The organism is Roseburia amylophila, assembly GCF_025567465.1.
GTDB classification, from domain to species: domain Bacteria; phylum Bacillota; class Clostridia; order Lachnospirales; family Lachnospiraceae; genus Roseburia_C; species Roseburia_C amylophila.
In genome coordinates this window covers 26,516-38,887 of sequence record NZ_JAOQKI010000016.1, presented here as the reverse complement: position 1 = coordinate 38,887, position 12,372 = coordinate 26,516, and the positions used below count along the sequence as shown (strand labels likewise).

General features: G+C 39.1%; 12 protein-coding genes and 3 pseudogenes. 8 read left to right on the top strand and 7 right to left on the bottom strand.

Annotated elements, in window-relative coordinates:
* Positions 1–81 precede the first annotated feature (81 nt).
* Positions 82–1,062 (bottom strand): Abi family protein, encoded by a 981-nt coding sequence (locus OCV43_RS10480; protein ID WP_262624066.1) that lies wholly within the window; start codon positions 1,060–1,062, stop codon positions 82–84.
* A 34-nt stretch (positions 1,063–1,096) separates the two neighbouring features.
* Positions 1,097–1,750 (bottom strand): helix-turn-helix domain-containing protein, encoded by a 654-nt coding sequence (locus OCV43_RS10475; protein WP_262624065.1) that lies wholly within the window; start codon positions 1,748–1,750, stop codon positions 1,097–1,099.
* A gap of 156 nt (positions 1,751–1,906) precedes the next feature.
* On the opposite strand from OCV43_RS10475, the gene OCV43_RS10470 reads away from it, so the two are divergent.
* Both OCV43_RS10470 and OCV43_RS14055 read left to right on the top strand, forming a co-directional pair.
* Positions 1,907–2,083, top strand: a complete 177-nt coding sequence (locus OCV43_RS10470; RefSeq protein ID WP_262624064.1) for an ICEBs1 excisionase — start codon at positions 1,907–1,909, stop codon at positions 2,081–2,083.
* Positions 2,084–2,157: 74 nt separating this feature from the next.
* A pseudogene (locus OCV43_RS14055) lies at positions 2,158–2,313 on the top strand (Arm DNA-binding domain-containing protein); the annotation flags it as partial.
* Here OCV43_RS14055 and OCV43_RS10460 read toward each other — a convergent pair.
* From OCV43_RS10460 to OCV43_RS10445, 4 genes are all read right to left on the bottom strand, one after another.
* Entirely contained in the window at positions 2,304–3,014 is a 711-nt protein-coding gene (locus OCV43_RS10460; RefSeq protein ID WP_262624083.1) for an IS3 family transposase, read from the bottom strand. The pseudogene OCV43_RS14055 and the gene OCV43_RS10460 overlap by 10 nt on opposite strands.
* 137 nt (positions 3,015–3,151) lie before the next feature.
* Positions 3,152–3,436, bottom strand: coding sequence for a transposase (locus OCV43_RS10455; RefSeq protein WP_262624063.1), 285 nt, complete (start codon positions 3,434–3,436; stop codon positions 3,152–3,154).
* Between the two features lie 69 nt (positions 3,437–3,505).
* Positions 3,506–3,673, bottom strand: coding sequence for a hypothetical protein (locus OCV43_RS14050; protein ID WP_262624082.1), 168 nt, complete (start codon positions 3,671–3,673; stop codon positions 3,506–3,508).
* Between the two features lie 185 nt (positions 3,674–3,858).
* Positions 3,859–4,779 carry an aldo/keto reductase gene (locus OCV43_RS10445; protein ID WP_181968746.1) on the bottom strand — a complete coding sequence of 307 codons (921 nt, stop codon included), beginning with the start codon at positions 4,777–4,779 and terminating at the stop codon, positions 3,859–3,861.
* A 351-nt stretch (positions 4,780–5,130) separates the two neighbouring features.
* Here OCV43_RS10445 and OCV43_RS10440 point away from each other — a divergent pair, with 351 nt between their 5' ends.
* From OCV43_RS10440 to OCV43_RS10415, 6 genes and pseudogenes are all read left to right on the top strand, one after another.
* Positions 5,131–5,529 (top strand): hypothetical protein, encoded by a 399-nt coding sequence (locus OCV43_RS10440; RefSeq protein WP_262624062.1) that lies wholly within the window; start codon positions 5,131–5,133, stop codon positions 5,527–5,529.
* A 318-nt stretch (positions 5,530–5,847) separates the two neighbouring features.
* A pseudogene (locus OCV43_RS10435) lies at positions 5,848–6,075 on the top strand (hypothetical protein); the annotation flags it as partial.
* Between the two features lie 583 nt (positions 6,076–6,658).
* Positions 6,659–7,510: a BglG family transcription antiterminator LicT gene (licT, locus tag OCV43_RS10430; RefSeq protein WP_227700485.1), complete on the top strand. Its 852-nt coding sequence runs from the start codon at positions 6,659–6,661 to the stop codon at positions 7,508–7,510.
* Positions 7,511–7,633: 123 nt separating this feature from the next.
* Complete coding sequence (locus OCV43_RS10425; RefSeq protein WP_022242328.1) at positions 7,634–9,520, top strand: beta-glucoside-specific PTS transporter subunit IIABC; 1,887 nt, start codon at positions 7,634–7,636, stop codon at positions 9,518–9,520.
* A gap of 70 nt (positions 9,521–9,590) precedes the next feature.
* Positions 9,591–11,018, top strand: a complete 1,428-nt coding sequence (locus OCV43_RS10420; protein ID WP_262624061.1) for a glycoside hydrolase family 1 protein — start codon at positions 9,591–9,593, stop codon at positions 11,016–11,018.
* 181 nt (positions 11,019–11,199) lie between these two features.
* Positions 11,200–12,027 carry a hypothetical protein gene (locus OCV43_RS10415; RefSeq protein WP_262624060.1) on the top strand — a complete coding sequence of 276 codons (828 nt, stop codon included), beginning with the start codon at positions 11,200–11,202 and terminating at the stop codon, positions 12,025–12,027.
* Here OCV43_RS10415 and OCV43_RS14135 read toward each other — a convergent pair.
* Positions 11,984–12,363 (bottom strand): annotated as a pseudogene (locus OCV43_RS14135) (plasmid mobilization protein); the annotation flags it as partial. The gene OCV43_RS10415 and the pseudogene OCV43_RS14135 overlap by 44 nt on opposite strands.
* Positions 12,364–12,372 lie beyond the last annotated feature (9 nt).

The window sequence follows — 12,372 nt, the reverse complement described above, 5'->3', positions numbered from 1 at the left end:
GGTACTATTATATGCGCCTTGTATCGATTTGTCAATAATCTAATGAAAAAAACTCTTGACAAATTGTTCCATTTGTGTTTATTAAAAAAATGCAGAGATAACTTTGCATGCAAATTCGTAATTGCTTTTGATTAATTCATTACTTTTAAAGAAGTTTTTTTTCTCTGGCATTCGATTAAAGAACAAATATTTCAGTTCTTTTATTCTATGATGCTTCACCTTATCGGATACTACTAATTTGTATACATAAAGAAGGCAAGTAAATTCCAACATAGGTCTACAGGACAATTTCTTCTGTCGCTGATTTGAATTTATAGAGATAATTTTAGAAATCTCTTGGCTTATCTCTTGAGGAGCTCTTGAAGTTCCGTGTGCCAAATCAGCTAAAATACAATTATTGTGTGCAGCTCCATTTCTAAGGCTTTTAACCAAATTTATTACAGGTGTAGATAACTTCGGAAAACTTCTGGAAGAATAATAAAATTCATAAAATTTGATAAAGTCTCCAAATGTAAGCATCTCTAGTAAAACCCATGCAGGACAATCATCATATGCAACAATTTTATTTTCCTTTTTCTGCTTTGCTGTATTATATATGCGTTGAATAGTAAAATATTTATGAATCAAATCACTTGTAAAGGGGGAAGAACTGGTGGCTTCGAGTTTTCCAATAATATAAGTGTTTTGAGCTAAAAAGCTTTTTACAATATCATAACCGTCTGTAGACGGATCGCTTTCAATGTCTTTTAACATTTTAACTTTCAAGTCGTGTTCAATGTCCAAGCACATTTTCGAAACAATAAAACGAAAATGCATATCAATAGTAGATAATTCTTGCAAATATGCAAAGTCTAAACAGATGTATTTGCCGTTATTGATACCTTTTTTATGTTTTTGATAGTTTTTTCTGTATGCGGCTGTTCGGAGATAATTATTAATATTTGCCAAGTAGTTTTCTGCATCGCTTTCAGAGGTATATTTAAAACTAATACCTTTTTCGTTTTTCATCTTTGTAATTAGTTGCTGAGCTGTTTGTTTTGGTTTGTCGGTTCTGTTTCCCATAGAAAATCTTCTTTCTGAATCTGTGTTTATAGATTTAGTTATTAAAGTAGTCTGAATTTACTTTTACTTTAACCTCATCAGAAGTATCAAGCAACAGCTGACTCCTTTGCGATTCCAATTCTACCTTCTCTTTCGTCTCTGCTATTTCATCTATAGCTGCTTTTGTAGCTTCATTTGGATTATCACCAGCGGATTCCAAAACACTCTGGTAGATGTAATTCATTTTTTCCAATTTCAACAGGTCATTAAATACCTTGTAACTTCTGATATTCAACAATGCATCCTGCAAAGACAGCGTATGTGCCTTCCCTCTGGTGGTGTATCCGATTTCGAGATAAGAAGAGAGAACCGGATTCAGATGGATGGATACAGTATCATCTTTTAACAGCTTGTCCTCCCCTCGCTCTCCGCTGATCTGGAGGATGCCGGAATTGCAAAGAACCATAAGTACGCCCATCAGGTCACCGACTGTTTCCAGACGAAGTCCGGCAGTATCACTGCCATTCAAAGCATTATAACTGACATCGAGTGCAGCTGCAATTTTCTCTAACTGAGGAGGTTGTGGCTGCATTTTATTTGTTTCGTATTTTCGGATAGAAACCGGATGGATGCCGGTCAGCTCAGCCAGTTTATCTTGCGTGATTCCGATTTGCTTTCTGCAGTATTTGATTTTTTCTCCTATGGTCATTCTTATCGTCCTCCATGTATCGAGATGGCTACATTATACCATGTTTTAAAAAATTTTTCTACTAGCATTTCAAAATACTTGACAATAGCGAAGTCGCTACATATAATGAGAAAATAAAAATGTAGCGATAACGCTATAAAAAAGGAGGATGCATATATGGCAGAAAACAACAAGATTTATATTACTGCAAATGAACACGCAGAAATGCTGGATGTTTCTGTAGGTCATGCTTACAAGCTGAATCAGGAACTGGAAAAAGAAGGCTTTCTGGTGATTGCGGGCAAAGTTCCCAGACGCTATTTTGAAAAACGCTGGTATGGTTTCAGTGTGTAGGAGGTGGTCGAATGAAAGCGGAAAAAGACAAGAAAACAGGAAAATGGTTGATTCAGTAGCGTTATACGGATTGGCAAGGAAAACGTCGGAAATCTACCAAAAGAGGTTTTGTGACCAAAAGAGAGGCGGAGGAATGGCTTCGAAATTTCCTTATTACGCAAAAAGCGGACTTTGATATGTTGTGGTCAAGCTTTTTTGTAACACTTTGTTCGATAAATACCTACCTGTAACGAGCCTCCATTGGTGTTAAATAATTATTGTATGAATGAGGGCGAACATAATTATACCAATTTATGTATTTCATAGTTAGTTCATCCATCATCTCTACATTTGAAAATGAAGTTATGTTATAAAAGTTGCTTTTGAAAGTGTTATAAAATCTTTCCATGGGAGCATTATCATAAGGACAGCCAGCCTTACTCATACTTTGTGTTATATTATTCTCTTTGCAATAATTTACAAATTCCCATGAAGTAAACTGTCCCCCCTGGTCTGAATGCAAAATCACTTTAGGGTAGTTTTCCTTTTCAAGGGCTGTCTTGAGAGTGCTTATTGCCAAATCAGTGTTGATATAATCACTGTTTAACGAAGCGACAGCAGACCTGTCATACAAATCAATAATTGAACAGTTGTATCTGAATTTTCCATTTGGCTGGCGCATATATGTGAAGTCTGTGTACCATATTTTGTTATTGCAGTCGACAGTAAAATTCTGATTTAAGAGATTGTCAAAGATTTTATTCTTTTTGCCAGTCTTGTAACCTGGCTTAGAATGCATAATTACTGCACAAAGATTCAATCCCTTGTTCATATATTTATGCATTGTGATATTGCTTAACTCATAGCCATATCGTTTGATAAAAATGCGCATAACCCTATAGCCTATAACACGATTGCTGTTGTAATAAACATACTTTATAAGCTCAAAGATATGTGCTAAGCGTTCACGATATTTTCACTTTGCATCCTTTTTGTAGTTGTAATAACAATTAGGACTAATGCCAAACTTCTGGCATAGCCATCTTAAACCAAATATATTTTTATTGTCATCGATGAATCGATATACCACTAATCGATTTCCTTCACGAAGAATGCCGCCGCTTTTTTTAAGAAAGCAATCTCTTTATTTTTTTCATTAAGAAGCTGATTTAATCTTCTGATTTCCTTTGCTTCATTAGATTCTGCGGTTGTGCTGGTGGTATAGAGGCATTCTTCCTTGTATTCGTTAACCCATTTGCTAACGGAGCTTTTGGCAACATTAAATTCAACAGCAATTTGCGGTATTGATTTGTCGCCTGCCATATAGGCTTTAACTGCTTCTTTTTTGAAGTCTTCGGTGTAATGTACTGACATAGTAACGTCCTCCTTGTTTGAGTAATATTATAATATATTATTCGAACAAGGTGTTACAAATTTATTATATCACAACAGTTCAGGTGTTGGCGAATCTGTCGCCTGCAATGATTCCAGACTATGCACAAGCTCCTGCTGTTTATGTGGAAACAGATGGGAGTATGTGTTAAGTGTTGTGGATACCTTTTCATGTCTGAGCCTGTCTGCTAACATCAAGGCATCACAGCCCTGATTAATAAGTAAGCTGGCGTGACTGTGTCTGAGGTTGTGTACTCTGATCTGCTCAACACAAGCTCTGCATCTGCCAGAACCTTTATCTCGTTTATGAGACCAGACTTCGTAAAAGAGAAGATTCTTTTGTACAACTTGCTAATTCTAAGGATTACCAGCATTTTGAAAATAATGCTGGTAATCGATAATCCCTACGGAAGCAGATGACCTGCTGCCAGGTACAGCTCATACCATTCCTCACGAGTCAGAGTAATATCGCACGCCGCGATAATTTCTTTCAGGCGGCTTTCACTTGCAGTGCCGGTAACAATCTGCATATTTGCCGGATGACGTAAAATCCACGCAGCCGCAATAGTAGTATCGCTGACATTATATTTTTCGGCAATCACATGAAGTTTTTTATTCAGTTCAGGGTATTCGTCGCTTCCGAGAAAGCAGCCTTTCCATGCCGGCATCTGAAACGGAGACCATGCCTGGAGAGTGATATTGTGGAGGCGGCAGTAGTCGAGCAGACTTCCATCGTGATCGATTGAACCTGGGGTTTCCATATTGACTTCCATGCCATTTGCAACAAGATTGGAAACAGGGATGCTGAACTGAACCTGATTGACAACGAGTGGTTGGCGGACATATTTCTGCAGCAGTTCAATCTGCATCGGCTTATGGTTTGAAACTCCAAAATGGCGTACCTTTCCGCTTTCATAAAGAACATCAAATGCAGCAGCAACATCTTCCGGTTCTACGAGTGTATCCGGACGGTGAAGAAGCAAAAGATCAAGATAATCTGTATGGAGCCTTTGTAAAATGCCATCGACAGATTTCAGAATGTGCTCCTTTGAGAGATCATAGAAGCCTTGACGGATGCCACATTTTGACTGAAGATAAATATCTTCACGCTTTATGGATGAATCATCTGCGAACGCTTCGCCGAATATGCTCTCGCTCATACCATCACCGTAGATATCCGCGTGATCAAAGAGATATGCACCTTGTTCCAGAGCTGCATGAATAAAACGATTCATCTCATCCTTCGATTTTTCAGAAAGGCGCATGCATCCAACAGCAACTGAAGGAACCTTTCGTATGTGATTTCCTAAAATTATTTCTTTCATAGTAAAAATCTCCTTTGCAGTTATTTTCTTATTCCAATAATGAGTGAGGCATATCCCCAATCCCACATGAGTTGTTCTTTATTTATACAGAATTGTGAATAATGAAGAATGGTACCCAGCAGATTGGCTTGGTAATTGTGATAAAGGGAACCGTCTCAAAGCAGAGATTTGCACTGGCAGGTTCCAATGAGAGATGCTAAAAGCTGCTCTATTATAATCGGAACCAAAAGTTTTCGAAACATTACCTTTATTGAAATATATTCTACGAGTTTAGGTTAGTACGATAAATTCATAATGTCAATAAGAAACATTTAAAGCGTTAATGAAAGACTGCGTAATGAGTTGGAGCGGGTGGGACTAAAAGATCCTGTTTATCATACAAATGCTTTTATGTTGCAGGCAGTTATTTATAATTCAAAAGTTGGAAAAACTATTGTTGAAAAAACCGCTGATTCATTTAAAAAATTGGCTGTTGCAGTCAATAAGTCGTCGATTGATTACCAAAAGCCGGCGATTGACAATAAAAAATCGGCGGTTGAGCAACAAAAATATAATGAACCTTCGAAAGCAAATATTCTTAAGGTGTATGATGAAATAGAGAAAAATCAGATTTTTGGAACAAAAGAAATAAAAGAAATTCTTGATTGCTCACCATCCACAGCAAGAGCAGTCATGACAAAACTTAGAGATATGAAAGTTGTTAAAGTGGTAAATGGTAAAGGAAAGGGAAAGTATGTATTCATAGAATAAACATCAGGTATAGACTATTGATGAAAGTAAAAGCTCTATGTATGGAAGTAGGGAGAAGGTAAAAATTGAATTGATTAAAGGCACAAATTTGTTTTAGGTAACGCTTATAATGAAGATGGGAAATGTCACAGAAAATGTCGTAGAAATGTCATAGAAAATGTCATAGAAATTTTGAGAAAAATCAAGTGGTTAAAATCAGAATATTCTAAGAAAAAGCTTTCTAAAGAGAGACGATTAAAGAGCTTTCTGAAAAACGAATATTTCAAAGTTAGTCTCAACAAAGTCTCACGAGATTTGAGACTGAGGAGGTTCAAAATCATGGACATAAGCAAAAAGGATTGGAAATTATTTCGAGAAAGATTATCAGGCTGGCAGGAAAATTATATGGAAGGTCTTGTTAAAGAGTATGCAAATTTTCTGAATGATGATAAAAAGCCTGCATCAGAGAGGTTCTGGGAACTAGAAAAACGGATAAAAGAAGATAAACGTCATCCGGGAGTTGTCGTGGAACTGAAAAAATCAGAGGTAATATGGGATATTGTTCGTTTTTAGTAGTAAAAGTAGATTATATCTGCCATGGATTTCGTGGAAGTAATATTGAATAATTGCAACTAATTTGCTACTAAAGTTTTTGAAAACGATATGAAAAGAGTAACATAAGATGAAACAGATGCGGTGGAATGCCGCATAAAATCAGCATTTTTGATTTGATGATACTTTCCTTGGGAAGAGTTTGAGTAGTAAACTGTAAATTAGCAAACTCTATTATCCTGAAATTAGTAAACTTCATTATCCCGTCATAGGTAGAGTCCTAAACATATTTTTTGGTATGTTTGGGTCTTTTTTTTTAATGGAGAAAGAGGGTACATATCATCCGTATGGCAGGATCATCAGGGGATTTTGTCAAAGTTCACAAAAATATTATAAATATTTTATTAAATATTCCAGATAGACAACATATATTTTTTCTGATACTATTACATGCAGTTATTAAATAGTTACGAATCAGAAGGATTGTTACTGAAATATTTATTTATCGTCAGGCAAGACCTTATAGTAGTATAGGAATAGGTTTTCTATATACTGTAATGGCCTTTTTTTATTTGTCTGGCAGCGGGGGAACAGGAATATGGTTATCTATAAGATTTTGAATAATAATCTGATACTGTCCAAGGATGGACAGGGACATGAAGTTATTGTAAAGGGCTGCGGAATTGCCTTTCAGAAAAAGAAAGGACAGCAAGTGGAGGAGTCCAGGATCGAGAAGATCTTTACTGCGGAAAATGCCCAGATCAGCAAGGAGATACAGGGTTATCTGACTGCTATTCCGGAAAAATATCTGGATTTTGTGGGAGCTTTTGTAAATGAAGTGAAGGAAAAAGAGGGGATGAAATTAAATGACAGTATTTATTTTTCCCTTAGCGACCATATCATGGGTGCGATCTCCAGACTTGAAAACGGGATCCGCCTTCAGAATATGCTGCTTCTGGATATCAAGCAGCTTTATCATAAGGAATATGAGATCGGCTTGGAATTACTGAAAAAGGTAAATGAGATGTTCGAGGTAGATCTTTCTGCAGATGAAGCAGGATTTTTTGCATTGCATTTTGTGAATGCGGAAGATGGCGGCAAGACGGACAGCTATCAGATTTCCATTATCGTACATCAGATCCTGGACATCGTGGAGAAGTATTATGACAATATGGAATTTCAGGAGGATAATCTGTATTATCAGCGGTTTCTCACGCATCTGAAATATTTTGCCCAGAGATTCCTTCATAAAGAACTTCACTATGATGAGAATCAGGAGCTTTTCAAGATCATTAAGGAGCAGTACAGAGAAGCTTACGGCTGTGTAAAAATGATCTATCTTATGATGGAAGAGGAATATAAATACGCTATGACTGAGGACGAAATGCTGTATCTGACGATTCATATCCAGAAGATCACAGAAGACCATAAACGTCTGAAAAATCTGTGAAAAGAGATTGTTTTATAAATTAGGTGTTAATGGATTGTTACTGAAATACGTGCCATGTGCGTATCTTTTCAGGCAAGACCTTTAATATAAATTTCAATATTTATTATTAAAGGAGGTCCCCAAATGAAAAAGGACTATGCAAAAACTGCAGACACACTGATTGCAGCGCTGGGCGGCAAAGATAATATCACCCGTCTGTTCCACTGCATGACAAGGCTTCGTTTCTATGTGAAAGACAGATCGAAGATCAACGAGAAAGAGATCTTAAAGCTTTCTGAGATCTCCGGCGTTAACTGGCATGAAGATCAGTTCCAGGTTATCGCAGGAAACGAAGTAAACGCTGTTTACAAGGCATTGGAAGACAAAGGCGTTCCTACCGATGATGCACCGGCAGCGAACTCTGACAGCTCAAAGAGTGTTGTTTCAAAAGTTATCGATGCCATCACCGGATGTATGACCCCGATGATCCCTGCCCTGACTGCAGCCGGTATGATCAAAGTTGTACTTACCCTGCTGACAACTTTTCATCTGGTATCAGAAACAAGCAGTACCTACCAGGTGATCAGTTTTATCGGAGATGTTACTTTCTACTTCATGCCGTTCCTGATCGCAGCAAATGCTGCCAAGGTTTTCCGCGTGAACCAGTCACTGGCGCTGTTTATTGCCGGTGTTTACTTAAGCCCTACCTTTGTAACTATGGTAGCTGGTGATGCGGCAATCACACTGTTTGGTCTGCCGATCACAAAAGCAACTTATTCTTATTCCGTTATTCCGGTTATCCTGATGGTATGGATCACACATTATATTGAGATTCTGGTTGATAAGATCACACCGAAAATGGTAAAACTGATCCTGAACCCGACACTGGTAATTCTGATCAGTGCACCGATCGCCCTGATCGTAGTTGGACCGATCGGAACAATTATTGGTAACGGACTTGCGGTAGCCATCAACTTCCTGTCCGTAAAACTTGGTTTCATTATTGTAGGTATCCTTGCAGCAACCTTCCCGTTCATCGTTATGACAGGTATGCACCATGCGCTGACACCGATCGGACTGAATGCCATTGCAACCGGTGGTAGCGATACACTGATCTTTGTATCTCAGGTATGCTCTAACCTTGCACAGTCCGGAGCTTCTCTTGCAGTAGCTGTAAGATCCAAGGACAGCAACATGAAACAGCTGGCAAGTGCAGCCGGTGTTTCCGCTCTTATGGGTATCACAGAGCCTGCTCTGTATGGTGTTACACTGAAACTGAAAAGACCGGTTGTAGCAGCTTCCATCGCAGCCGGAATCGGTGGTATCGTAGGAGGACTTCTTCAGGTTTCTCTTTACATTGCACAGAATTGTATCATGGCGATCCCGGCGTTTATCGGCGAGAAGGGATTAAGCAATCTGATTTATGGAATCATTATGATCGTGGTATCTTTTGTAGCTGCTTTTGTTCTTACACTTATCTTCGGATTTGAGGATGTAAAGGCTGAGACAGAGGATGAAGTACAGAACACAGATACAGAAAAACAGCCGGCACAGCAGAACGCTCCGCTTGTAGATAAGATCGAGCTTTGTGCACCGGTAGCAGGAACTGTAAAAGCACTTTCCGATGTTCCGGATAAAACTTTTGCTGATAAGGTTTTAGGTGACGGAGCAGCGATCGTTCCATCAGAAGGAAAGGTTTATGCACCGGCAGATGGTACGGTGGCAAATATCATGGAGAGCAAACATGGAATCATGTTTGTGACAGAAAGTGGAGCAGAAATTCTGATCCACATCGGAATTGATACTGTAAATTTAAATGGTAAATATTTTAAATCCCATGTTTCTGAGGGAGATAAGGTAAAAAAAGGAAAGCTTCTTGTGGAATTCGATATGGATGCCATTAAGAAAGAAGGATATGATCTGATCACACCGGTTGTTGTGACCAATATTTCTGATTATATCAAAGCAGTATGCATGGAAAAAGAAGATGCAGCTGTAAATGCAGGAGATAAATTTCTGACTATTGTATAAGAATAACAACGAAACATCAGGCGGAGATAACAGATCCGCCTGATGTTTGTAAAAAGGAGAAAATTAAAAAATGAAAAATTATAATCGTATGCCGGAAAAATTTCTCTGGGGCGGAGCAACTGCTGCAAACCAGTATGAAGGCGGTTGGGATGAGGATGGCAGAGGCCCGTCCATTGCAGATATCCTGACAGGAGGAAGTGTGGATAAGGAACGTCGTCTTACACCGCCGGCACCGTTACCGGAAGAATTTTATCCCAATCACCAGGCAACTGATTTTTATCATCACTGGAAAGAGGATATTGCTCTTTTTGCAGAGATGGGATTTAAGGTATATCGTTTTTCTATTTCTTGGTCCAGAGTGTTCCCAAATGGGGATGAGGAAACTCCAAATGAGAAAGGCCTTAAGTTCTACGACAATGTGATCGATGAGTTGAGAAAATATAACATTGAGCCGCTGATAACGATCTCTCATTATGAGAATCCCCTTCATCTTTCTCTGGAGTATGGCGGATGGAAAAACCGTAAGATGATCGATTTCTATCTTCGATTTGCAAAGGTTTTATTTGAGAGATATAAAGGTAAGGTAAAATATTGGCTGACTTTTAATGAGATCAATATGCTGACGCAGGACTTTGGTGCAGTATTCTGTGCAGGAATGCTGGACCCGAAGGATGTATGTGAGCAGAGCCGTTATCAGGCAATGCATCACCAGCTGGTAGCAAGTGCACTTGCAGTTTCCATGGCTCATGAGATCAATCCGGAGTTTATGCTTGGCTGTATGCTTGCTTATCACAATGGTTATCCATATACCTGCCATCCGGATGATATCTTATATGCACAGCAGTTTGGGCAGATCCACAATTCCATTGCCGGTGATGTTCATGTAAGAGGATATTATCCGGGATTTGCAGCGAGATACTTTGAGGAGCACGGAATCCAGCTGGAGGTTCTTCAGGAGGATAAAGAGATCCTCAAGAAGGGTACTGTGGACTTTTTCACCATCAGCTATTATTCCAGTAGCTGTGTCAGCGTGACAAAGGACGGAGAGAAAACGGCCGGAAATGGAAGTGACAATCTGAAAAATCCATATCTGAAAGCTTCCGACTGGGGCTGGCAGATCGATGCAACTGGTCTTCGCTATGTTCTGAACCAGATCTATGACCGCTATCAGATTCCAATCATGATCGTGGAAAATGGTCTTGGGGCGGTGGATCAGCTGACAGAGGATGGAAAGATTCACGATGATTACCGTATTGAATATATGCGCCGCCATATAGAGCAGATGAAGGAAGCAATCCATGACGGAGTAGATCTGATCGGCTACACCTGCTGGGGCTGTACAGATCTTGTCAGTGCCTCCACCGGAGAATACAAGAAGCGTTATGGTCTTATCTATGTAAATAAAAATGATGACGGGACTGGAGACTTTTCCAGAATCCGCAAAGATTCTTTTTACTGGTACAAAAAAGTGATTGAATCCTGCGGGGAAGAGTTTTAACTGAATCAACTGCGAAGCAGTTATCTGGTGTAGAATTATGTAGCGAATGCGGTTGCTTTTATCCGGTTGACGACAAAATCCTGGAGTATGACAATGTACTCCGGGATTTTTTGGGAAGGTTGACTTTTACACGGTAAAGTGTAATACTTATTGTAAGTGACGAATGTGATGAGTGTTTTTTATGCCGGATGAAAAAGTACTGCAGGTAGCGATACTTATATGGGGATGTGTATTTTGTGCCATAGCTGCATTATGTATATTTCTGAGCAGTAATTATGACAGGGAAAAGCGTCGGTATCTCATTCTGATGGAGAGTTTTGCTTCCCTGTTATTGCTGATGGATGCCATGGCGCATATTTTCAGCGGATATCCCGGAGTTCCGGGCAGTGTGATGGTCTGTATTTCGAGTTTTCTCGTATTCTTTTTAAGTGACGTATTCCCGCTGTGTTTTCACATTTATGTGTGTGTTTATCTGTTTTCGAAGAAAGAGCGGAGAACATTAAAAAGAGTAAAAACCGGATATGTTATTGCTGCCGCAGGGGCTGCTTTTGTGGTGATCTCGCAGTTTACTCACTGGTATTATTACATAGATGGGGATAATTGTTATCATCGGGCATCGTTATATATTATGTCAATTCTTCTTCCGGCAGCAGGCTTGCTCATTGATCTTACGCTTCTGCTCCAGTACAAAAAGAGAGTCAGTCGGAAGCTCCTGTTCTCTATGCTGTCATGCGTTGTACTTCCGGCAGTGGCGGCAGCTGTGCAGGCATTCTGGTATGGAATGTCGCTGATCGAGTTTTCTGTTGGTATCTCCATGATCATTATGTTTATCGTGACGATGACGGAGCTGAATCAGGAAATGTATCAGCTGATAAGCAGAGAGGGCAAGATAAAGGAAAGACTTGAGATCGCAACGATACTGAATAAATGCATTGCTGAGCTGATATCAGGAGAAGATGAAGATGCGGCGATTTTGTTTCATGGTGTTCTCCTTCCCAAAGATACTTAGCACCATCAAGCAGATCAATGATAGCTGTAAGCATATTGTTATATGTAGTTCCTTAATTTCATCATTGGTAGGAAGATTGCTTAAATTTTGTTGATTACAGCAATTAGTAAATGCTTTCTGTATTTCAAGTAATTGCAGATATAATGCATTAACAGTCTGCACAAGAGGATATATAGTTTCTTTCTTGCCGACAACGCAGATGCGGTTATAGATGCAGGAACGGACAAAGTAATCTTTCTTCATCATGCCACTGGTAAGAATGCGGGCTTCGATTTATTTGCGTTCAGCATCGCTGATTCTAAAACTTATAGTTGGATGTTTGTGTTGATTGCTCATGGTAAAGCT

Bases quoted from the DNA above. Each gene is read 5' to 3' on its own strand.
- OCV43_RS10415 (WP_262624060.1), top strand. From the start codon at position 11,200: ATGCCGGATGAAAAAGTACTGCAGGTAGCGATACTTATATGGGGATGT.
- OCV43_RS10445 (WP_181968746.1), bottom strand. From the start codon at position 4,779: ATGAAAGAAATAATTTTAGGAAATCACATACGAAAGGTTCCTTCAGTT.
- OCV43_RS10480 (WP_262624066.1), bottom strand. From the start codon at position 1,062: ATGGGAAACAGAACCGACAAACCAAAACAAACAGCTCAGCAACTAATT.
- OCV43_RS10455 (WP_262624063.1), bottom strand. From the start codon at position 3,436: ATGTCAGTACATTACACCGAAGACTTCAAAAAAGAAGCAGTTAAAGCC.
- OCV43_RS10475 (WP_262624065.1), bottom strand. From the start codon at position 1,750: ATGACCATAGGAGAAAAAATCAAATACTGCAGAAAGCAAATCGGAATC.
- OCV43_RS10425 (WP_022242328.1), top strand. From the start codon at position 7,634: ATGAAAAAGGACTATGCAAAAACTGCAGACACACTGATTGCAGCGCTG.
- OCV43_RS10420 (WP_262624061.1), top strand. From the start codon at position 9,591: ATGAAAAATTATAATCGTATGCCGGAAAAATTTCTCTGGGGCGGAGCA.
- licT (WP_227700485.1), top strand. From the start codon at position 6,659: ATGGTTATCTATAAGATTTTGAATAATAATCTGATACTGTCCAAGGAT.
- OCV43_RS10470 (WP_262624064.1), top strand. From the start codon at position 1,907: ATGGCAGAAAACAACAAGATTTATATTACTGCAAATGAACACGCAGAA.